The sequence below is a fragment of the Dactylosporangium salmoneum genome, assembly GCF_039532525.1.
GTDB classification, from domain to species: Bacteria; Actinomycetota; Actinomycetes; order Mycobacteriales; family Micromonosporaceae; genus Dactylosporangium; species Dactylosporangium salmoneum.
In genome coordinates this window covers 1-19167 of the sequence record NZ_BAAARV010000141.1, presented here as the reverse complement: position 1 = coordinate 19167, position 19167 = coordinate 1, and the positions used below count along the sequence as shown (strand labels likewise).

Below are 19167 nucleotides of genomic sequence, written 5' to 3'. Positions count from 1 at the left end.
TCAGGCCCCGATCTCGATCCAGTCCAGGCTTCGGCGGACGGCGTCGTGCCAGCGCTGGTACCCCTCGGCGCGCTGCTGCGGGGACCAGGTGGGCTTCCAGCGGTGCGACTCGTGCCAGTTGGCCCGCAGCTCGTCCGTGTCGTTCCAGTAGCCGGCCGCGAGGCCGGCGGCGTAGGCGGCGCCGAGCGCGGTGGTCTCGGCGACCATGGGCCGGCTCACCGGCACGCCGAGGATGTCGGCCTGCAGCTGCATGCACAGGTCGTTGGCGGTGACGCCGCCGTCGACCTTGAGCACGTCGAGGGTCACGCCGGAGTCCTGCTGCATCGCCTCGACGACGTCGCGGGACTGGTAGCAGATCGCCTCCAGGGTGGCGCGGGCGAGATGCGCGTCGGTGTCGTACTGCGACATCCCCACGATCGCGCCGCGCGCGTCCGCCCGCCAGTAGGGCGCGAACAGGCCGGAGAAGGCGGGCACGAAGTACATGCCGCCGTTGTCCGGCACCCGGGCCGCGAGGGTTTCGCACTCGGCCGCGGTGCCGATGATGTGCAGGCGGTCGCGCAGCCACTGCACGGCCGCGCCGGTGACGGCGATCGAGCCTTCCAGGGCGTACACCGGCGGCGCGGAACCGAACCGGTACGCGACCGTGGTGAGCAGGCCGTGTTCGGAGCGGACCGGTTCGGTGCCGGTGTTGAGCAGCAGGAAGTTGCCGGTGCCGTACGTGTTCTTGGCCTCGCCGGGCGTGAAGCAGACCTGCCCGACGGTGGCGGCGTGCTGGTCGCCGAGCGCGGCGGTGAGCGCGATCCCCTCCGTGGTGTGGCCGTAGCTGCTGGGATCGGACGACGGGCAGATCCGCGGCAGCATCGCGCGGGGCACGCCGAAGCACGCCAGCAGCTCGTCGTCCCAGTCCAGCGTCTCCAGGTCCATGAGCATGGTCCGGCTGGCGTTGGTCACGTCGGTCGCGTGGACCCGGCCGCCGGTGAGGTTCCACAGCAGCCAGGTGTCGATGGTGCCGAAGAGCGCGTCGCCCCGCTCGGCCGCGTCCCGGGCGCCGTCGACGTGCTCGAGGATCCACTGCAGCTTGCCGCCGGAGAAGTACGTGGCCGGGCGCAGTCCGCTCTTGTGGCGGATGAGCTCGCCGCGCCCGTCGCGGTTGAGGGCCTCGGCGATCCGGTCGGTGCGGGTGTCCTGCCACACGATCGCGTTGCCGAAGGGCGTGCCGGTGCGCCGGTCCCACACCACGGTGGTCTCGCGCTGGTTGGCGACGCCGAGGGCGCGGATCTGGTACCCCTGGAAGGCCTCGCCGGCGACGAGGAGCGCGTTGCGCAGGATCTCGTCCGGGTCGTGCTCCACCCAGCCGGCCCGCGGCAGGATCTGGCGGTGCTCGACCTGATGCCGGGCCACGACGCTGCCGTCGTGGTCGAACACCATCGCGCGGGTGCTCGTGGTGCCCTGGTCGATCGCCCCGATGTAGTCAGCCACTGGTCTGGTCCACCCTTCCCGGCTCGCGCTGATCGATCGGCAGGTACCGCGAGACGGCGAGGCGGTACGCGCCGGCACCGATGACGCCGCCGATGACCGGCGCGACGATCGGCACCCAGAAGTACGGGTAGCCGGTCTGGTCCACGAACGCGCCGCCGTACCCGGTGAAGAACGACGCGACCCGGGGCCCGAAGTCGCGCGCCGGGTTGATGGCGTACCCGGCGGCGGAGCCCCAGGCCATGCCGATCGCGACGACGATGAGCCCCACGATCAACGCGGTCAGGTTGGCCCGCGGCGCGACGTTGAGGACGTCGGTGACGGCCAGGATGAGAAACAGCAGGATGGCCGTGCCGATGATCTGGTCGAGGAACGCGTTGCGCACGTCGACCGGCAGGGTGCCGTTGCCCGGCAGGGTGGAGAAGACGATCTGGGTCTTGACGGTGTGCCGCGGGTCGACGGCGTGCAGCATCGAGCCGTAGTTCCAGCGCACGAGCAGGGCGCCGATGAACGCGCCAAGGGTCTGCGCCAGGGAGTACGGCAGCACCTTGCGCCACTCGAAGCCGCTGAACATGGCGAACGCCACGCTCACGGCCGGGTTGAGGTGGCCGCCGCTGATGCGCCCGGCGACGTACACGCCGAACGTCACCCCGAATCCCCACGCCCATGCGATGCTGTCGTGCCCGCCGAGCCCGCCGGCGAGGACCTGCGCGACAGAGCCACACCCGAACAGGACGAGAATCATCGTCCCGGCGAACTCCACCGAGAGTTCTGCGGCCAGTCTGTCTTCGCGCAACCAGCGCAACACAGCCATCGCCGCGAACTACCCTGCCGCAGTGCTCCTACACCCACGGCAAAACGCAGAGGGCCCCCGACACGTCGGGGACCCTCCTTTATGCAATTGTCGTTCCGCCGTCATGAAATGACAAAAATGACAGTTTCGTGACGGCCGCGGTTATCAGTTGAACATGAAATCCGCGGTGTGGGTGGTGCCGTCGATCAGCGTGACAACGAGCCGCCCGCACGTCTTCGCCTGGTCCTTCTGCGTCTTCCAGACGTAGGTGTACTGGTCGGATGCCGCGTCGTAGGTCAGCGAGCTCGACCCGGCCGTGACCGTCGACTCCACCTGGTCCTGCGGGGCCGACGTGTCGCACGCGACCGTCCGCACCGCCGGGGTACCGCCGGAGAAGACGTTCAGGCCCTGGTTGCCGGAGAGACCGAACTTCACCGGAACCGCGCTGCCGGCCTTGACGACGTTGAGCTTGCCGACGTTGATCGGCGAGCCGAAGTCGCGCCAGCCGAACACCACCTGGTAGGTGACGCTGACCGGAGCGGCCGTGTTGCCGGCGCGGTCACGGCCACCCGAGCAGGTGGCGGTGAAGTAGCCGACCTTCGGACCGCCGGTGACGGACAGGGTCGCGGCCTTCGCCACGCCGCTGCCGGCGTCGGTCGTCGTGCAACCGGGCGTGACGGGCACACCCAGCGTGATCTGCTGGCCCTGGGTGACGCCGGTGACCGCCACGGTCGGCGCGGTCACGTCCTCGGCCTCGGTGACGGCCTTGTACGCGTTGACCAGCCCGTATCCGAAGAAGCCGTTGACGTTCGGGTTCGCGGGGTCCACCTTGCACCGGCCCTGGGTGTAGTCAGTGCCGGAGGTGGGGCAGGCAAGCGGGATCGCCTGCTTGCGCAGCAGTTCCGCGATGTAGTCCGGGGTCGCCCCCGGGTGCTTGGACACCAGCAGCGCGGCGACGCCCGCCACGTGCGGCGACGCCATCGAGGTGCCCGAGAGCGTGCGGTAGCTGCTGACCCCGGTCGAGGGGGACGTGGAGTAGATACTCGAGCCGGGTGCGGCCACGTCCACGGCCCCGAGGCCGAAGCTCGAGAAGGACGACCGCGCCGGCTGCGTGGTCAGGCCCGGGGCCCACGGCCCGACGGCCGTCGCGGGGACGGTCGGCTGGGTCGTGGAGGAGACCGTCACCACGCCGGGCAGTTCGGCCGGCAGGTCGAGGCAGCTCGGGTCGAGCGTGCGGCGCACCGGGTTGGTGTCGTCGGGGCTCGTCGTGTCCACCGTCTTGTTGGCGAGGTCCTGGTTCTCGTTACCCGCCGCCGCCACGTTGAGGATCCCGTGCTCGGTGGTGTAGCCCACCGCCCGGCGGACAGCCTCGACGACCGGCGCCTGGTCGGCCTGGCTCTCGCACCAGTACAGCCAGGGGTCGATGTAGTAGCTGTTGTTCGTGACCTGGATGCCGTGCTCCGCCGCCCAGACGAAGCCGCAGATCGCGTACTCGGGGTAGATGAAACCGTCGGAGTTGACCACCTTGATGGAGGCCAGCTTCACGCCGGGCGCGACGCCGACGATGCCGACGCCGTTCTTGGCCGAGGCGATGGTCCCGGCCACGTGCGTGCCGTGGTAGTCGGCGGTGAGGCTGGTGGGCCGCCACGCGCCCGGCGTGGTGTCGGGAGCGCCGGTACCCACGCAGTTCACGGACTTCGACTGGTCGACGACCGGCGCGAGGTCCTGGTGGTTGGCGTCGATGCCGTCGTCGAGCACACCGACCGTGACGCTGGAGCTACCGAGGCTGACCTCGTGCGCCGCACGAGCGCCGATGAGCACCATGTCGCTCTGACGCGTCGCGTTCTCCATCGCGTCCGGCGTGTAGTCGTCGACGGCCTCGGTGTCCTCGGCCATGGCAGGCAGGGCCGCGGTCCGGGTCGCGCCAACGGACAGAACGGCGTCGCCGTGGGCGGCGCCCTTCACCGCCTGGACGAACGACGGGTTGGTGGAGCGAGCGATGACCACGCCGATCTGGGCGTACGACATGGTCACCGTGCCGCCCGCCGCGGTGACAGCAGCGGCGGCTTCCGCCGTGCGCTCCTTGCTCACCGCGTTGACGACATAGCTGAGATTGGGGCCGGTGGTGTCGGCCATCGCGGGCAGTGGCACGAGTGCTGCGCCCGCCACGACGGCCGTCGCCGCTGTCGCGGCGAATAGGGCGTACCTGGGCAACCGGGAGTTCAAATCCTGGCCTCCTGCGAATGGGGGGTGACCCCACGATCTGATTGGGGCCAGATGATCGTATTGGCGCCCTCGGCCGAATTTCACTCGTCTGTACGGCCGATAGTCTCCATCGGTCAGGAACGCCTATTTTTCCGTTCACCGATGACCGCTAGCCCTGCGCGCAAGAACGAGGCCGCAGGGCTTTTTGCCATGTCAATTGGCCCTTTCGCCGCGGCGAACACCGCCGTTCGGTGACATAACGCCAGATGGCGATTTCGGCACTTCGAACCGACGATCCCTGCCCGCAGTAACGCCCTGGCGCCCCGATTCGCTTCTTGCTCGGGCACCACAATTGTCAGGGGCGGCCGAGGCGGGTCCGAGCCACTTCGGCGGCCTGGCGGGTGGCGTCGTCGAAGAGGACGAGGCGTACGAGCCCGATGCCCGCCGGGGCATTCCGCAGCACGGTCAGCGCCTGGGTCGCGGCGTCCTCCTTCGGCCAGCGGTACACCCCGGAGGAGATCAGCGGGAAGGCGACCGACGCCGCGCCGAGGCCGGCCGCGACGGTGAGCGACTGCTCGTAGCACTGGCGCAGCAGTGGCGAGCGGTCCTCGGTGGCGCTCCACACCGGGCCGACGGTGTGGATGACCCAGCGGGCCGGGAGGCGCCCGGCGGTGGTCGCCACCGCCTGGCCGACCGGCAGCCCCCGGCCGTACCGGCTGGCCCGCAGCGCCCGGCACTCCTCCAGGATCGCGGGGCCACCCCTGCGGTGGATCGCGCCGTCCACCCCGCCCCCGCCCAGCAGCGACGAGTTCGCGGCGTTGACGATCGCGTCCACCCGCTCGGCCGTGATGTCGCCGGTGACCAGCTCGATTTCCACGCTCGACATCATCGCCCACGGGCAGTGGGGCCGCGGTGTCCCAGCGCCAGTGCCCGCGCCGAGCCCATCGGCACCCATGGCGATCTCCGGCCGCGTCCCGGAGCGGCGGCAAGGGTCAGCGCTCGTCGAAGAGATGCGGCTGGAACCTCTCCAGAAAGGCTCGCGGCTCGGGAAATAGCGCGGAGAGGCGGGGCAGCCGCGACGAAGCGCGCGGCGCCGGCGCGGCCGCGATCTCGGCGGCGAGGTCATCCGCGTACGCGCAGGAGAAGGCGTCCTCCTCGCCGGCAATGCGCTCGTACGCCTGCGATGCAGCGTATTGAAACCCCTCCATTCCGAAGACTTCCACAGCGACCGTGCCGGCGAGGATGCCGTGGACGGCCGGATGGTCGGCCAGGCTGTCCGGGTCTGCCAGCACCCGGTGGTACCAGTCCCGGCCCAGGCCGACCATGCCCGCACAGAAGTCGCTGAACGCGTCGTCGCCGCACCCGTTGCGGATGAGGAACGCCGCCACGTAGGTCGCGTCGGAGGACATCGCGCCCTGCAGCGCGCCGAACCGCAGCTCGTACGCGATCACCTCAGCCGCCGACAGGGCCGCGAGCCGGTCGACCATGGCCTCCTCCATCGCGTCGCAGAGGTCGTCCCACGGGGTGTCCTCGGGGACCGCGGCGCGCGCCGACTCGATGAGCTCCCAACACCGCTCGACGTCCATCGCCGCCATGCCGTCCTCCCCCATCCTGTCGCCGGACTCGCGCAGAACTAAGCCAAACTTAAGCGAAAAACGGTAATCGAGGGGGCCCCGCCACCCTGCCTGCGGGTCCGGCAGAGTGCTTTCCTAAGTCTTCCTTTGTCTCTTGAATAAAGCCTCTGAGCTGCGCATGCTTGCCTGGCGAATACGGAAGCAAGACGACCCGACAAAGGATCGAAATGCGAACAGCAAAGCGCGTGATCATCGGAGCCGCGGTCGTCGCGGCCGTCGCGGCGGCGAGCGGGATCTACCTCGCCACCGCCAGCGCGGACGAGATCGGGGCGGGCACCAAGCTCGAGGCCGAGGCGTGGTCGGCCCAGTCCGGTGCGCAGACCGAGAACACCGCCGACGCCGGAGGCGGCAAGAACGTGGGCTGGCTGGCCAACGGCGACTGGATGCGGTACGACAACGTAACCCTCGGCGGCACGGACCTCACCGCCCGCATCGCGGCGCAGAGCCAGGCCGGCGGATCGATCGAGCTCCACCTCGGCTCCCCTACGGGCGAGCTGCTGGCCACGTTCCCGGTCGCGTACACGGGCGGATGGCAGAAGTGGACGACCGTGGCGGCGAAGGCGAGCCGGCTGCCGTCGGGGCCGCAGAGCGTGGTCGCGGTCATGAAGAGCGCCCAGCAGTGGGACTTCGTCAACATCAACTACTTCACCCTGGGCGCCAACGGGTCGCACGGCCCGGCCACGGCAACGGTCGCCCCGCCGTCGCCCACCGCAACGGTGGCGCCACCGTCGCCCACGGCTTCCGCCAGTGCCCCGAGCGCGGGATGGGTCGACGTCGACAAGGCCAAGTGGCAGCAGGAACTGGCCGCCTTCAACGCCGTCAAGCAGCTGCCGGTGCCGGCCGGCACGACGCGGGTGGCCGAGTTCCACACCGACTGCTCGGTGTCCAACGAGGCCAAGGACGACCCGATCGTCCTGCCGGGCCTGCCGGGGGCCTCGCACATGCACACCTTCTTCGGCCCGACCGTTGACGCGACCACGAAGCCGGCCGACCTGTTCGCCCGCAGCACGACCTGCAACGCCAAGGGCGACAACAGCGCCTACTGGGTGCCGCAGCTGATGCTGAACGGCCAGCCGGTCAAGATGAAGAGCTTCCGGGTGTACTACGGGTCGCGCCTCGCCGACCCGTCGGTCACGGCCCCGTTCCCGCCCGGCCTGGTCATGGTGCAGGGCGACGCCAAGCGGCAGGTGACCACGCCGAAGGGGGCCAGCGGCCAGTTCTGGTGCGCCGGCAGCGCGGAGACCGGCCGCAGCGACGACGGCAACTGGCCGGTCTGCGCCCCGGGCGGCAACCTCATCTTCCAGCTGACGTTCCAGGACTGCTGGGACGGCCAGCACATCGACTCGCCGGACCACAAGTCGCACATGGGCCCGATGCAGAACGGCCAGTGCACCGGCAAGTACCCGGTCGCCATCCCCAACCTGTCGTTCATGGTCAACTACGAGTCCCTCGGCGGCAACGGCCTGTCGCTGTCCTCGGGCATGGCCTCGTCGATGCACGGCGACTTCATGAACGCCTGGAACCCCGAGAACCTCGGCCCGCTGGTGAAGATCTGCCTCGACGCCAAGGCCAAGTGCGGCACCACCCCGTCCTTCACGGGCGGCTGATCCCGGCTCACCCGAACGGGGCTGCGCCGCGCACCCGCGCGGCGTAGCCTCGTCGGCGATGGCCTCGATACGGGTGGAGACGGTCGTCGCGGCGCCGCCGGACGAGGTATGGGCGGCGATCGCGGACGTCGGTGCCGTCCACCGCAGACTCCTGCCGGACCGGGTGACCGATGCCCGCATCGAAGGGGACGTGCGGGTGCTCACCATGCCGGACGGCGCCGAGGTGCGCGAGCTCATCGTCGCGATCGACCACGCCGAGCGCCGCCTCGCCTACTCGGTCCAGGGCCCCGGCCGGATGGCCCTCGTGCACCACCACGCGGCGTTTCAGGTGTTCGACCACGACGGCGGCCGCAGCCGGCTGGTGTGGGTGACCGACGTCCTGCCCCACGCCGTCGCCCCGGCCGTGCGGGCCCGGGTCTCGGTCGGCATCGAGGAGATGCGCGCGGCCCTCGAGTCAGCGGTGCGGCGCCTCCCGTAGCCGCACCGGCGGGTGGCTCAGCCAGCGGTGCCGGCGCCGGGCCTCGACCGCCCGGAAGGCGGCCGCCCAGGCCCGCGCGACCGGAGCCCGAGCCGGGCCAGCAGCGGCCGGGCCGTCTCCGGCGTCGATATCACCCGCGGCGCGGGCCCGAGCTGCCGGCGCAGGTGCTGCCGGCCGCGTACCAGCCCGACGGTCAAGGCGATCACGACACTGAAGGCGGCGAACGCCAGAATCGTCTCCGGCCCGGCGTTGTCCCACGAAATCGCGAGGACCGCCGCGTAGAGCGCTACGATCGGCACGAGGTCACCGACCCGGCCGAGCAGCGCACGCCAACGGCCGGGCAGCGCCGGCTGGTCGACCAGCAGCGCCCGGATCGGGCTGGCCCCGGACTCGCCGCAGCAGGCCGTGTGGTCGGCCCGCAGCGCCTCGGCGTCGGCGTCGAAGGCCGGCCGGTCCGGCTCCTCGCGCACGGCGAGCAGCAGTGCGGCGGTGGTCACCTGGTCGCGCCCGGCGGTGAGGGCGTGCCGCACGGAGCGCTCGAGCGCGGCCTTGAGCTCGTCGCCCATCGGCACGCGCGCGCCGTCGCCGGGTGCCGGGCCCGGGAACGGGAACGATGCCTCGCCCAACGCGTGCCGGGCGCCGCCCCCGGCCGCGGCAAGACCGAGCAGCAGGTGCCGGGGGCTCATCCGCTCGGCCCGCTCGGCGATCGCCGCCTCGGGCGCCAGCACGACCGCCCGCTGAGCCTGATCGGTCAACAGCACGCCGCACCGCATCATCCCAGTGGCCCATGTCACAATATGTAGTGTGGCTACATAACCGAAGGGCAGCATCGATCCCATGACCAGATCTGTAGCGGGGCTCATCGCCGGGCGGTGGGTGAAGTACGTCTTCGTGGTCTTCTGGCTCGCCGTCGTGGTGGTGGCGGCGCCGCTGTCGCAGAAACTCTCGGACGCCGAGAAGAACGACACGAAGTCGTGGCTGCCAGGCGGGGCAGAGTCGGTGCAGGTGCTCACCGTGCAGGCGGGCTTCACCTCGCCCGACACCCTCCCGGCGGTCGTGGTGTACGAGCGCCCGGCCGGCCTGACCGACGCCGACAAGGGCAAGCTCGCCGACGACGCCAAGGCGTTCGCCGCGCTGCCGGAGCTCGACGGCAAGGTCTCCGAGCCGCGGGTGACGGCCGACGGCAAGGCCGCGCAGCTCGTCGTTCCGCTGAACATCGGCAAGGACGGCTGGAAGAAGGCCGGCGACATCGCCGACCGGCTGCGCGCCACCGCCGAGTCCGGCGCCGGTGGCATGGCGGTGCACATCACCGGGCCGCTGGGCAACGCGGCCGACTCCGGCAAGGCCTTCGCCGGCATCGACACGAACCTCCTCGCCAGCACCGTGGTCGTGGTGGTGGTGATCCTGCTGGTGACGTACCGGAGCCCGATCCTGTGGCTGCTGCCGGTCGTCTCCTCCGGCGTCGCGCTGCTCGCCGCGCAGGCCGTCATCTACCTCCTGGCGCGGCACGCCGGCCTGGTGGTCAACGCGCAGAGCGCCGGCATCCTGACCGTGCTCGTCTTCGGCGCCGGCACCGACTACGCGCTGCTGCTCATCGCCCGCTACCGCGAGGAGCTGCGCCGCCACGAGGACCGGCACGAGGCGATGACGGAGGCGCTGCACCGGGCCGGCCCGGCCATCGTCGCCAGCGCGGCCACGGTCGTGCTCGGCATGCTGTGCCTGACCTTCGCCGATACCAACGCGACGAAGGGCCTCGGACCGGTCGCCGCGATCGGCATCGCGGTCGGCCTGGCTGTCATGCTGACCCTGCTGCCGGTGCTGCTGACCATCTGCGGCCGCTGGATCTTCTGGCCGCTGCGCCCGAAGGTGGGCTCGCCGGAGCCGACGACGACCGGCCTGTGGGCCCGCATCGGGGCCCGCATCGGCCGCCGCCCGCGCTCCGTCTGGCTGGTCACGGCCGCGATCCTGGCGCTGGCCACGGTCGGCGTGGTCCAGCTCGGCGCGACCGGGCTGACCAACAAGGAGTCGTTCCGCGGCACCCAGGACTCGGTCGTGGGCGAGGAGGTCCTGGCCCGCCACGGCGCCGCCGCGGCCGGCACCCCGGTCGTGGTCATCGGCGCCGCCGCGAAGTCCGGCGAGATCGAGTCCGCGGTCGCCGCGACGGAGGGCCTGGACCCCAGGACGGTCCTGGCCGTCCCGCCGATCGGCGGCCACGCGTACGTGACCGCCTTCCTCACCTCCCAGCCGGACAGCGACGCCGCGAACGCGACGATCGACCGCCTCCGCGACCGCGTCCACGCCATCCCGGGCGCCGAGGCGAAGGTCGGCGGCACCACGGCGATCAACCTGGACGTCCAGCGCGCCGCCGCCCGCGACCGCAACCTCATCATCCCGATCGTCCTGGCCGTGGTGCTGCTCATCCTGGTGCTGCTGCTGCGCTCGATCGTCGCCCCGCTCGTCCTCATCGCGACCGTGGTGCTGTCCTTCGGCGCCGCCCTGGGCATCAGCGCGCTGGTGTTCCGGCACGTCTTCGGCTACCACGGCGCCGACACGTCGTTCCCGCTGTACGTCTTCGTGTTCCTCGTCGCCCTGGGCATCGACTACAACATCTTCCTGATGACCCGGGTCCGCGAGGAGTCCGCGAAGCACGGCACCCGCCGCGCCGCCCTGGTCGGCCTGGCCGCCACCGGCGGCGTCATCACCAGCGCCGGGCTGGTGCTGGCCGGCACGTTCGCGGTCCTGGCCACGCTGCCGCTGACCGCCTTCGCCGAGATCGGCTTCGCGGTGGCGTTCGGCGTGCTGCTCGACACGATCATCGTGCGCTCGGTCCTGGTGACGGCGCTGAACCTGGACGTCGGCCGGCACATGTGGTGGCCGAGCGCACTGTCCAAGGCGGCCGATCAGCCCGTGGAAGCCCAAGAACTCGTGCATTCGTAAGATCTATTGAGGCTCCGGTCCGCGCAACTTGCGGTCCGTTGCTCCCGTCAGCGCCTGGTCTGGGTCGATTCTCGCGAAGCCCTATCGAGCCAGACCGGGCGAACCGGTCGGCCCTGGCGGGCCTCCCTGCCAGGGCCGCGGTGCCAAGAACATCAGCGGCCGACCCGGCAAGTAGTGCGTGCATATTGACGGGTCTCGGGTGCACAGTGGACGCATGCGGTTGCCCTATCCGGACCGCCTGAAAGCATGGCTGGTCGCCGGCGTCATCTTCGGCCACGCGTGGGCCGGTTACTCCACGTTCCAGGGCGCCTGGGTCTACACGGACGTCCGCGAGGCCACCCTGCGCCCGTCCTCGCAGGCCTTCCTGGAGGCCCTGCTGGGGCCCTTCGCCCTCTTCGCCATGGGCATGTTCTTCCTCATCGCCGGCCTGCTGACCCCGCCGTCACTGGCCCGCAAGACCCCGCCCCGCTTCGCCCTCGACCGCCTGCTCCGTCTGGGCCTGCCGCTGGCCGCCTTCACGTTCGTCCTGTGGCCCCCGATGCGCTACGCCCTGGGGGATGCCTCGTGGTGGTCCTCCCCCGACCCGGTACAGCTCTGGTTCGCCGAGGTCCTGCTGCTGTTCTCCCTCGCCTACGCCCTCGTGCACCGCCGTTCGCTGCCCCTGCCCCACCCGCTGACCCTGTCCGCCGTGGTGGCCGTCGCGTCCTTCGTCGTGCGGGGCTGGTACCCCTTGAACACCGACGGCCCGTGGTTCCTGCACCTGTGCCAGTGGCCGCAGTACGTGGCCCTCTTCTACCTGGGCGTGGCCGCCAACCGGCACGGCTGGCTGACCGCCGTCCCCGACCAGGTCCGCCGCTCCTGCGCCCGCGCCGCCGTCCTGGGCACCCTGGCCATCGCGGCCTTCGCCCTGATCGTGGCCGTCACCGGCGCCTCGCCGGACGACTTCCTCGGCGGCTGGCACCCGGCCGCGCTTGCCACCGCCGCCGCCGAGGGCCTGCTGTCGGTCAACCTGGCGGTGTGGCTGCTCGCCACGGCCCAGCGCCACCTGAACCGCCCGCTGCGCTCCCCCACCGTCGCGAGCGACGCCTTCGCCGCCTTCATCGTCCAGGCCCACGTCCTGGTGACCTTGGCGCTGCTGGCCCGCCCGGTCCCCGTCCCGGCCGAGCTGAAGGCCCTGTTCGTGAGCGTCGCCGGCGTGCTGCTGTCCTTCGCCCTGGGCCACCTGGTGACGATCGCGACGACCCGCCGTGCGCCCGTCACCCACCCCACCGCCACCTAGGTACTCGCGCACACCGTGACGACGACGTTGCCCCGCTTGTGTCCCGTCTCGACGTACCGGTGCGCCTCGACGATCTCGTCCAGGCGGTACTGGCGATCGATCACGATCCGCAGCCCGTCCCGCTCGAGCAGCTCCCGCAGGTACCCCAGCGCCTCGTGCTTGCGCACCGACATGCCGGCGCGGACCCGCGGCCCGGGCCGCAGTCGCGTCAGGATGGCCAGCACGACGTTCCACAGCCCGGTGGTCGACAGGTAGCAGCCGGTCGGGGTGAGCACCCGCCGGGCCTTGCGGAACGAGCTCTTGCCGACCGCAACGTGGTCACACCCCGGCCGACGGCGGCGATCTCCCCGGCCAGTTCCATCCCGAGCACCCGGGTCCGCCGCCGCGGCCGCAGCACCCCGATGACCGGCCGCCCCCAGGCCGGCCGCCCGCGCCGCATGAGGCACTCCGCGGTGGTGACGGTGGTGGCATGCACCCTGACCAGCACCTGCCCCGGTCCCGGCTCGGGGCGGGGAACCTGCCGGACCTGCAACACCTCGGGCGGGCCGTACCTGGTGAAGATCGCTGCTCGCACCCGATCCATGCTCGCGGCACGCCCTGTGCCGAGCCTGAGCCCAGCTGTGCCGACGCTCAGGCGCGGAGGAGTATCGACGGCATGCAGGTGACGTTGTGGTACTTCGCGGACTGCCCGAACTGGCGTCTGGCCGACGACCGGTTGCGCCGGGCGCTGCACGAGACCGGGAACACCGACGCCGAGGTGCGGCTGGTGGCGGTGGAGACGGAGGAGGAGGCCGGCGCGGTCGGCTTCGCCGGCTCCCCGTCGTTCACGGTCGACGGCGTCGACCTGTTCGGCGGGGCCCGGCCCGCGGGCACCCTGGCCTGCCGGGTCTACCACACGCCAACCGGCCTGGCCGGCGTGCCCGAGGTGGCCGACCTCGTCGCCGCGCTCGCGGCGAGACGATCCTGAGGTCAGCGGAGCCGCGCGGCCCGCGACTCCAGATAGCGCTGCTCGGGCCGGCTGAGCGTGAGCCGCGCCGCCAGCCGGTACTGCTCCTGCGCCCCGGCCCGGTCGCCGGCCAGCTCCAGCAGGTGGGCCCGCACCGCCGCGGTCCGGTGGTGCCGGGCCAGCACCGGGTCCTCGTCGATCTTGTCCAGCGCGGCGAGCCCGGCTTCCGGGCCGCCGACCATGGCACGCGCCACGATCCGGTTCAGCGTGACCATCGGGCTCGGGGCGAGTGCGTGCAGCATGCCGTACAGGCCGAGGATCTGCGGCCAGTCGGTGTCCTCGGCGCGCGCCGCCTCGTCGTGCACCGCCGCGATCGCGGCCTGCAGCTGGAACGGGCCGATGGGGGCCCGCGCCAGCGTGTGGGTGATGATCGCGACGCCCTCGGCGATCGCGGCCGCGTCCCAGCGCCGCCGGTCCTGCTCGGCGAGCGGGACCAGGGTGCCGTCCGGCCCGGTACGCGAGGGCCGGCGCGCGTCGGTGAGCAGCATCAACGCGAGCAGCCCGGCCACCTCGCCGTCGTCCGGCAGGCGCCGGTGCAGCTGCCGGGTCAGCCGGATCGCCTCCCGGGTCAGCTCCACCCGGTGCAGGGCGTCGCCGGAGCTGGCCGTGTAGCCCTCGTTGAAGATCAGGTAGAGCACGTGGCGGACCGCGGTGAGACGCTCGCCGAACTCGTCCGGAATGTCGAACCGGGTGCCGGTGTCGCGGATCCGCTGCTTGGCCCGGCTGATCCGCTGGCCAACGGTGGCCTCCGGCAGCAGCAGCGCCCGGGCGACCTCCGCGGTGGTAAGCCCGCCGACCGCCCGCAGGGTGAGCGTGACCTGCGCCGGCACGCTCAGCTCGGGATGGCAGCAGAGCAGCAGCAACGCCAGCTCGTCGTCGCCGCGGACCTGCGGCGCGGGCTCGTGCCCGACCGCCTCCTCGCGGCGCCGGCGGGCCGTCTCGTTGCGCAGCAGCTCCACCCGCCGGCGGCTCGCCACGGTGATCAGCCAGTTGCGCGGCTGCTCCGGGACGCCGGTCTCCGGCCACTGCCGGGCGGCCGCGATCAGCGCCTCCTGCACCGCGTCCTCGCAGGCCTCGAAGTCGCCGTAGCGGCGCACCACGGCGGCCAGGACCTGCGGCGCGCATTCGCGCAGCAGGTCCGGCAGCCCGGTCACAGCTCCCATGTGCGCATATCGAGGATCGGGCGCACCTCGACCCGGGTGTACGCCGCGTCCGGCGCCTTCGCGGCCCAGGCGACCGCCTCGTCGAGATCCGCGACGTCGATCAGGTAGAAGCCGGCCAGGTGCTCCTTGACCTCGGCGTACGGGCCGTCGGAGGTGATCGTCCGGCCGTCGCGCACCGAGACCTGGGTGGCCAGGGCCGGGTCGCCCAGCCCTTCGCTGACCACCAGCACGCCGGCCTCGCGCATCTCCTCGGTCAGCCGCAGGTGACCGCGGCCGAAGTCGATCCGCTGCTGATCGGTCAGCGTCTCCCAGACGGCCAGCGACTGCGGGTTCGACTGGATCAGGATCAGGTACTTCATCACTTCTCTCCTTCGCTCTTGCCCGGATGTCGAAACCGGCCGGCCCGGCTTCGACATCCCGGGCAAGAGCGAAAGGAAGGACCCGTCATGGACGAGATCCGGGAAGTCATCGAGGGCAAGGCCGCGCTGCTGCAGAAGGGTGACGCCAAGGCCATCATGTCGTACTACGCGCCCAGCTTCGTCGAATACAGCCTCGCCCCGCCGCTGCGCCAGCCCGGCGACGGCCGCAATCCGGCCGCGCTGGAGGCCTGGATGGCCACCTTCGAGGCGCCGCCGCGCCGCGAGGTCACCCGGTTGGAGATCACCACGGACGGCGACGTGGCGTTCGCGACCAGCCTCGACTGCCTGACCGCCGTGCCGCGCGGCTCGACCGGGAGCTTCAGCCTGTGGTTCCGGGTGACGCTGGGGCTGCGCCGCATCGACGGGCGCTGGCTGGTGACGCACGAGCACGAGTCGGTGCCGTTCGAGATGGACGGCTCGTTCCGCGCCTCGATCGGGCTGACCCCCACCGACTGAGGGGCGCTGGGCCCGCCGCCGATGTCCCTCGGCGGCGGGCCCCGGCCGGGAGCCTTCAGGCCGCGGTGGGCTTCGCCGCGGCGAGTGCCTCGCGGACGACCTGCGCGCTCGCCGGCGTGCCGGGAAGTACCCCATACGCGCCGTAGGGAGTCACGTAGACCGGAGTGTCCCGCTGGGCGCGCCAGTTCTCGGCGAGCGGGCCGGCGTCCACGGTGTCGAAGCCGAGGCTGTCGAAGAGCTCGGTGACCGCCTGCTTGGCGGCCGCGTCGTCACCGGCGATCGGCAGCGCCGACCGGTCCGCGCTGCCCGCCGGGCGGGCCAGGGACCGCAGGTGCTCGGACCAGATGTTGTTGAACCCCTTCACCACGCGGGCCTGCGAAAGGTGCCGCTGCAGCAGCTCACCGGTGGTGCTGGAGCCGTCCTCCAGCTCGTCGAAGACGCCGTCGCGCTCCGGGTAGTAGTTGTTGGTGTCGATGACCACCTTGCCCGCCAGGGGCTCCGCCGGGACGTCCCGGTAGGCCCGCAGCGGCACGGTCACCACCACGATGTCGCCGGCCGCGGCCGCCTCCGCGGGCGTCGCGGCGCGCGCCTTCGGCCCCAGCTCGGACACCAGGTCCTGGAGGGTCTGCGGGCCGCGCGAGTTGCTCAGCACCACGTCGTGACCGGCGGCGACCGCCAGCCGCGCCACTGTGCTTCCGATGTTGCCGCTACCGATGAGTCCGATCGTCGTCATATCAGCGCGAACCTCGGCGGCCCTCAACCGATTCCGGCCGTCGGCACACCGTGACCGGTGGCACACCGGCGCCAGCGGCACGGTGCGCACGCCCGCGGTCGCGGGCTACCGGGCCGCTCGCGCCCGGTTGAACCAGCGCAGCACCTCGTGGGCGTGGGTCGACGGGGCCGGGATCGGGTGGAAGACGTGCTCGATCCGGCCGTCGGAGATGATCAGGGTCAGGCGGTCGTAGAGGGTCATGCCACCGGCCGCGAACGTCGGCAGGCCCAGGGCCCCCGCCAGGGCCAGCCGCGGGTCCGGGATCAGCGGGTACGGCAGCCGCAGCCGATGCGCCAGCTCCCGCTGGTAGCTCGCGGACTGCGCCGACAGGCCGTAGACCCGCGCGGCGCCCGCGCCCAGCAGCTCGCCGTGGTGGTCGCGGAACCAGCGGGCCTGCTCGGTGCCGCCGCGCGCCCCGGGGATCTCCAGCAGCCCGTCCGGCAGGTCCACGCCCGGCCGCCCGGTCAGCGGGTAGACGAACAGCACGGTCCGCCCAGGTCCGAAATTCCGGAAAGACACCATCTCGCCGTCGGTTGCGAACACCTCCAGCGCCGGCAAGGGCCGGCCCACCAGCGCGGAGGGGGCGACGGCCACCGGGGGCGAGAACGCGGCGACGTCCACCGCGGCGAGGCGGGCCTCCAGCGCGTCGCGCTGGGCCGAGAGCTGGTCGATCCTCGACTCGAGGCCGCCGATCGCGCTGCGGTAGGTGGCCAGGGCAGCGGCGCAGACGGACGACTCGTCGCCGCCCGCCGCCAGGCTCTCCACGAAGGGCCGGGTCTCCTCCACGGTCAGGCCCAGCGCGGTCAGCTCGCGGATCTGCACGACCAGCCGCACGGCGATCGGGTCGTACTCGCGGTAACCGTTGCCCGACCGGCTGCGCGGCACGACCAGGCCGACCTCCTCGTAGTACCGCAGCGCCCGTATCGTGCTCCCCGAGCGCCGCGCCAGCTCGCCCACGCGCATGGCCACCCCCATTCCGGCAGACCCTAAACCCGCACCCCAGGGTACGGGTCAAGGTGAGCATCAACGCGTCGAGGAGAACGGCCCTGAGCTGCCAGGATCGGCGTCATGACAGCAATCGAAGCGGTGCGCGCCCGGCAGATCCTCGACAGCCGCGGCAACCCGACCATCGAGGTCGACGTGCGACTCGCGAACGACGCACTGGGCAGGGCCGCGGTACCGTCCGGGGCGTCGACCGGCGACGCCGAGGCGGTGGAGCTGCGCGACGGCGACCCGCGGCGGTTCCACGGCAAGGGGGTGGCAACGGCGGTGGCCAACGTCGCCGGGCCGCTCGCCGACGCCGTGCGCGGCCTGGACGCCGAGGATCAGGCGGCGGTCGACGCCGCCCTCATCGCCGCCGACGGCAGCGCGGACAAGCGCCGCCTCGGCGCCAACGCGATCCTCGGGGTGTCCCTGGCCACGGCCAAGGCCGCCGCGGCCGCCGCCGGGAAGCCCCTCTACCGCTACCTGAACGACGACGCGGCCCGGCTGCCCCTGCCGATGATCAACATCGTGAACGGCGGGGCGCACGCCGACAATCCGCTGGACTTCCAGGAGTTCATGATCGCGCCGATCCGGGCGACGACCTTCTTCGACGCGGTCCGCTTGGGCTCCGAGGTCTTCCACACGCTGAAGAAGAGCCTGGCCAAGGCGGGCCACAACACCAACGTCGGCGACGAGGGCGGCTTCGCGCCGGCGTTCACCACCGCCGACGAGGCCCTGCGGTTCATCACCGACGCGATCGCGGCCACCGGCTACGCGCCCGGCACCGACGTGGCGATCTGCCTCGACCCGGCCGCGTCGGAGTTCTACCGTGACGGCGCGTACGCCTACGCCGGCGAGGGCGTGGTCCGCCGCCCCGCCGAACACGTGGACTACCTGGCCGGGCTCCTGCAGCGGTACCCCATCGTCTCCATCGAGGACGGCATGGCCCAGGACGACCTCGACGGCTGGCGCGCCCTGACCGACCGCCTGGGCGCCTCCACCCAGCTCGTCGGCGACGACGTCTTCTGCACCGACGCGGCCCGCCTCGCGAAGGGCATCGACGGCGGGTACGCCAACGCCGTGCTCGTCAAGGTGAACCAGGTCGGCACACTCACCGAGACACTGTCCACGGTGGACACCGCCCGCCGGGCCGGCTACCGGGTGGTGATGTCGCACCGTTCGGGCGAGACCGAGGACACGACGATCGCCGACCTGGCGGTGGCGACCGGCTGCGGGCAGATCAAGACCGGGTCGGTGTCGCGGTCGGACCGCACCGCGAAGTACAACCGGCTCATCAGGATCGAGGAGGAGCTCAGCGGGCAGTCGCAGTTCCGCGGCGACCTGGCCTGGTAGGGCTCAGGCGGCCTGCCAGACCCGCGCGTCGCGGAAGACGATCTCGCCGCCGTCGGCGAACATGCCGACGCGGCCCGACGCGAGCCGGTCGTCGCTGCCGGACGCGACGAGCTGCCGGTCCACGTAGAACCGGAAGGAGGTCCCGACCGCCACCACGGCGAGCGTGTGCACGGCGCCGTCACCGGACGTCGGCCCGCTCCCGGTGACGAACATCGTGACCGGCCCGAACAGCGCGACGCTGCCGTCGCGGCCGAGCTGGGCGGTGTACCGGTTCGCGGCATCGCTCTGCCGGAAGCACAGCCCGGCCGACGCGCCCGTGGCGAAGCGGAACGTCACCTCGAACGTGAAGTCCACGACGGGCACCCCGCCGAAGCACTCGTAGAAGGAGGCCCCGGTCACGTGCAGCCCGTCGGCCGCGATCAGGCAGGTGCCATCGCCCAGGCCCGGGTTCACCCACGTCCCCCTGTCGCTGGTCAGCGGGTCGTCGAGCACGAGACTGCCCTGGCCCGGCTCGTACACGTTGGGCCGCCGCGGCGACGGCGCGTCCCCGAGCGGCGCGGCCGCCCTCGCCGCCGGGGCGGGCGGCGTCTGCGCCGGCTCGGCCG

20 protein-coding genes are annotated in these 19167 nt (G+C 72.0%); 7 read left to right on the top strand and 13 right to left on the bottom strand.

All coding sequences use genetic code 11. From position 1 onward, the window contains the following. From glpK to ABD352_RS54905, 5 genes are all read right to left on the bottom strand, one after another. On the bottom strand, positions 1-1479 hold the full coding sequence (gene glpK, locus ABD352_RS54925) for a glycerol kinase GlpK (RefSeq protein WP_344620670.1): 1479 nt from the start codon (positions 1477-1479) through the stop codon (positions 1-3). Then, the gene (locus ABD352_RS54920) at positions 1472-2284 is read right to left on the bottom strand and encodes an MIP/aquaporin family protein (protein WP_425554000.1); all 813 of its coding nucleotides are present in this window, start codon (positions 2282-2284) and stop codon (positions 1472-1474) included. Before ABD352_RS54920 ends, glpK begins: the two co-directional genes overlap by 8 nt. A 150-nt stretch (positions 2285-2434) precedes the next feature. Further along, a complete protein-coding gene (locus ABD352_RS54915) occupies positions 2435-4420 on the bottom strand; it encodes a S8 family serine peptidase (protein ID WP_344620668.1) in 1986 nt (661 codons plus the stop codon). Positions 4421-4829: 409 nt separating this feature from the next. Further along, on the bottom strand, positions 4830-5351 hold the full coding sequence (locus ABD352_RS54910; protein WP_344620667.1) for an O-acetyl-ADP-ribose deacetylase: 522 nt from the start codon (positions 5349-5351) through the stop codon (positions 4830-4832). Between the two features lie 115 nt (positions 5352-5466). Further along, a complete protein-coding gene (locus ABD352_RS54905) occupies positions 5467-6069 on the bottom strand; it encodes a DUF4240 domain-containing protein (protein WP_344620666.1) in 603 nt (200 codons plus the stop codon). 206 nt (positions 6070-6275) lie between these two features. Here ABD352_RS54905 and ABD352_RS54900 point away from each other — a divergent pair, with 206 nt between their 5' ends. Together ABD352_RS54900 and ABD352_RS54895 are read left to right on the top strand one after the other, a co-directional pair. Continuing rightward, on the top strand, positions 6276-7715 hold the full coding sequence (locus tag ABD352_RS54900; protein WP_344620665.1) for a DUF1996 domain-containing protein: 1440 nt from the start codon (positions 6276-6278) through the stop codon (positions 7713-7715). Positions 7716-7773: 58 nt separating this feature from the next. Next, complete coding sequence (locus tag ABD352_RS54895; protein WP_344620664.1) at positions 7774-8193, top strand: SRPBCC family protein; 420 nt, start codon at positions 7774-7776, stop codon at positions 8191-8193. Positions 8194-8210: 17 nt separating this feature from the next. Here ABD352_RS54895 and ABD352_RS54890 read toward each other — a convergent pair whose 3' ends face one another. Then, entirely contained in the window at positions 8211-8954 is a 744-nt protein-coding gene (locus tag ABD352_RS54890) for a Clp protease N-terminal domain-containing protein (RefSeq protein ID WP_344620663.1), read from the bottom strand. Between the two features lie 76 nt (positions 8955-9030). On the opposite strand from ABD352_RS54890, the gene ABD352_RS54885 reads away from it, so the two are divergent. Both ABD352_RS54885 and ABD352_RS54880 read left to right on the top strand, forming a co-directional pair. Continuing rightward, positions 9031-11130 carry an MMPL family transporter gene (locus tag ABD352_RS54885; RefSeq protein ID WP_344620662.1) on the top strand — a complete coding sequence of 700 codons (2100 nt, stop codon included), beginning with the start codon at positions 9031-9033 and terminating at the stop codon, positions 11128-11130. A gap of 214 nt (positions 11131-11344) precedes the next feature. Beyond that, positions 11345-12409: an acyltransferase family protein gene (locus tag ABD352_RS54880; RefSeq protein ID WP_344620661.1), complete on the top strand. Its 1065-nt coding sequence runs from the start codon at positions 11345-11347 to the stop codon at positions 12407-12409. On the opposite strand, the gene ABD352_RS54875 is transcribed toward ABD352_RS54880, so the two are convergent. Together ABD352_RS54875 and ABD352_RS57995 are read right to left on the bottom strand one after the other, a co-directional pair. Then, positions 12406-12684 (bottom strand): zinc-binding dehydrogenase, encoded by a 279-nt coding sequence (locus ABD352_RS54875; RefSeq protein WP_344620660.1) that lies wholly within the window; start codon positions 12682-12684, stop codon positions 12406-12408. The two genes, ABD352_RS54880 and ABD352_RS54875, sit on opposite strands and share 4 nt — an antisense overlap. After that, positions 12618-12848 carry a hypothetical protein gene (locus ABD352_RS57995; protein ID WP_425553999.1) on the bottom strand — a complete coding sequence of 77 codons (231 nt, stop codon included), beginning with the start codon at positions 12846-12848 and terminating at the stop codon, positions 12618-12620. The genes ABD352_RS54875 and ABD352_RS57995 overlap by 67 nt, the downstream gene beginning before the upstream one ends. A gap of 216 nt (positions 12849-13064) precedes the next feature. Between ABD352_RS57995 and ABD352_RS54870 the strand changes: the two genes are divergently transcribed. After that, entirely contained in the window at positions 13065-13376 is a 312-nt protein-coding gene (locus ABD352_RS54870) for a thioredoxin family protein (RefSeq protein ID WP_344620659.1), read from the top strand. A 2-nt stretch (positions 13377-13378) separates the two neighbouring features. Here ABD352_RS54870 and ABD352_RS54865 read toward each other — a convergent pair whose 3' ends face one another. Then, positions 13379-14578, bottom strand: a complete 1200-nt coding sequence (locus tag ABD352_RS54865; RefSeq protein WP_344620658.1) for an RNA polymerase sigma factor — start codon at positions 14576-14578, stop codon at positions 13379-13381. After that, positions 14566-14937 carry a YciI family protein gene (locus ABD352_RS54860; protein ID WP_344620657.1) on the bottom strand — a complete coding sequence of 124 codons (372 nt, stop codon included), beginning with the start codon at positions 14935-14937 and terminating at the stop codon, positions 14566-14568. Before ABD352_RS54860 ends, ABD352_RS54865 begins: the two co-directional genes overlap by 13 nt. Positions 14938-15024: 87 nt before the next feature. Between ABD352_RS54860 and ABD352_RS54855 the strand changes: the two genes are divergently transcribed. Continuing rightward, the gene (locus ABD352_RS54855; RefSeq protein WP_344620656.1) at positions 15025-15453 is read left to right on the top strand and encodes a YybH family protein; all 429 of its coding nucleotides are present in this window, start codon (positions 15025-15027) and stop codon (positions 15451-15453) included. Between the two features lie 55 nt (positions 15454-15508). Here ABD352_RS54855 and ABD352_RS54850 read toward each other — a convergent pair whose 3' ends face one another. Beyond that, a complete protein-coding gene (locus tag ABD352_RS54850) occupies positions 15509-16213 on the bottom strand; it encodes an NADPH-dependent F420 reductase (protein WP_344620655.1) in 705 nt (234 codons plus the stop codon). A gap of 78 nt (positions 16214-16291) precedes the next feature. Beyond that, positions 16292-17188, bottom strand: a complete 897-nt coding sequence (locus ABD352_RS54845) for a MerR family transcriptional regulator (protein ID WP_344620654.1) — start codon at positions 17186-17188, stop codon at positions 16292-16294. Positions 17189-17293: 105 nt separating this feature from the next. Between ABD352_RS54845 and eno the strand changes: the two genes are divergently transcribed. Then, the gene (gene eno, locus ABD352_RS54840; RefSeq protein ID WP_344620653.1) at positions 17294-18562 is read left to right on the top strand and encodes a phosphopyruvate hydratase; all 1269 of its coding nucleotides are present in this window, start codon (positions 17294-17296) and stop codon (positions 18560-18562) included. Between the two features lie 3 nt (positions 18563-18565). Here eno and ABD352_RS54835 read toward each other — a convergent pair. Next, a partial coding sequence (locus tag ABD352_RS54835; RefSeq protein ID WP_344620652.1) for a LamG domain-containing protein occupies positions 18566-19167 on the bottom strand: 602 nt, incomplete at its 5' end.

What these genes read in the sequence shown, in the direction of transcription:
- ABD352_RS54905 (WP_344620666.1), bottom strand. Translation starts at nt 6,069, where the DNA reads ATGGCGGCGATGGACGTCGAGCGGTGTTGGGAGCTCATCGAGTCGGCG.
- ABD352_RS54900 (WP_344620665.1), top strand. Translation starts at nt 6,276, where the DNA reads ATGCGAACAGCAAAGCGCGTGATCATCGGAGCCGCGGTCGTCGCGGCC.
- ABD352_RS54895 (WP_344620664.1), top strand. Translation starts at nt 7,774, where the DNA reads ATGGCCTCGATACGGGTGGAGACGGTCGTCGCGGCGCCGCCGGACGAG.
- ABD352_RS54885 (WP_344620662.1), top strand. Translation starts at nt 9,031, where the DNA reads ATGACCAGATCTGTAGCGGGGCTCATCGCCGGGCGGTGGGTGAAGTAC.
- ABD352_RS54880 (WP_344620661.1), top strand. Translation starts at nt 11,345, where the DNA reads ATGCGGTTGCCCTATCCGGACCGCCTGAAAGCATGGCTGGTCGCCGGC.
- ABD352_RS57995 (WP_425553999.1), bottom strand. Translation starts at nt 12,848, where the DNA reads ATGCGGCGCGGGCGGCCGGCCTGGGGGCGGCCGGTCATCGGGGTGCTG.
- ABD352_RS54870 (WP_344620659.1), top strand. Translation starts at nt 13,065, where the DNA reads ATGCAGGTGACGTTGTGGTACTTCGCGGACTGCCCGAACTGGCGTCTG.
- ABD352_RS54865 (WP_344620658.1), bottom strand. Translation starts at nt 14,578, where the DNA reads ATGGGAGCTGTGACCGGGCTGCCGGACCTGCTGCGCGAATGCGCGCCG.
- ABD352_RS54860 (WP_344620657.1), bottom strand. Translation starts at nt 14,937, where the DNA reads ATGAAGTACCTGATCCTGATCCAGTCGAACCCGCAGTCGCTGGCCGTC.
- ABD352_RS54855 (WP_344620656.1), top strand. Translation starts at nt 15,025, where the DNA reads ATGGACGAGATCCGGGAAGTCATCGAGGGCAAGGCCGCGCTGCTGCAG.
- ABD352_RS54845 (WP_344620654.1), bottom strand. Translation starts at nt 17,188, where the DNA reads ATGCGCGTGGGCGAGCTGGCGCGGCGCTCGGGGAGCACGATACGGGCG.
- eno (WP_344620653.1), top strand. Translation starts at nt 17,294, where the DNA reads ATGACAGCAATCGAAGCGGTGCGCGCCCGGCAGATCCTCGACAGCCGC.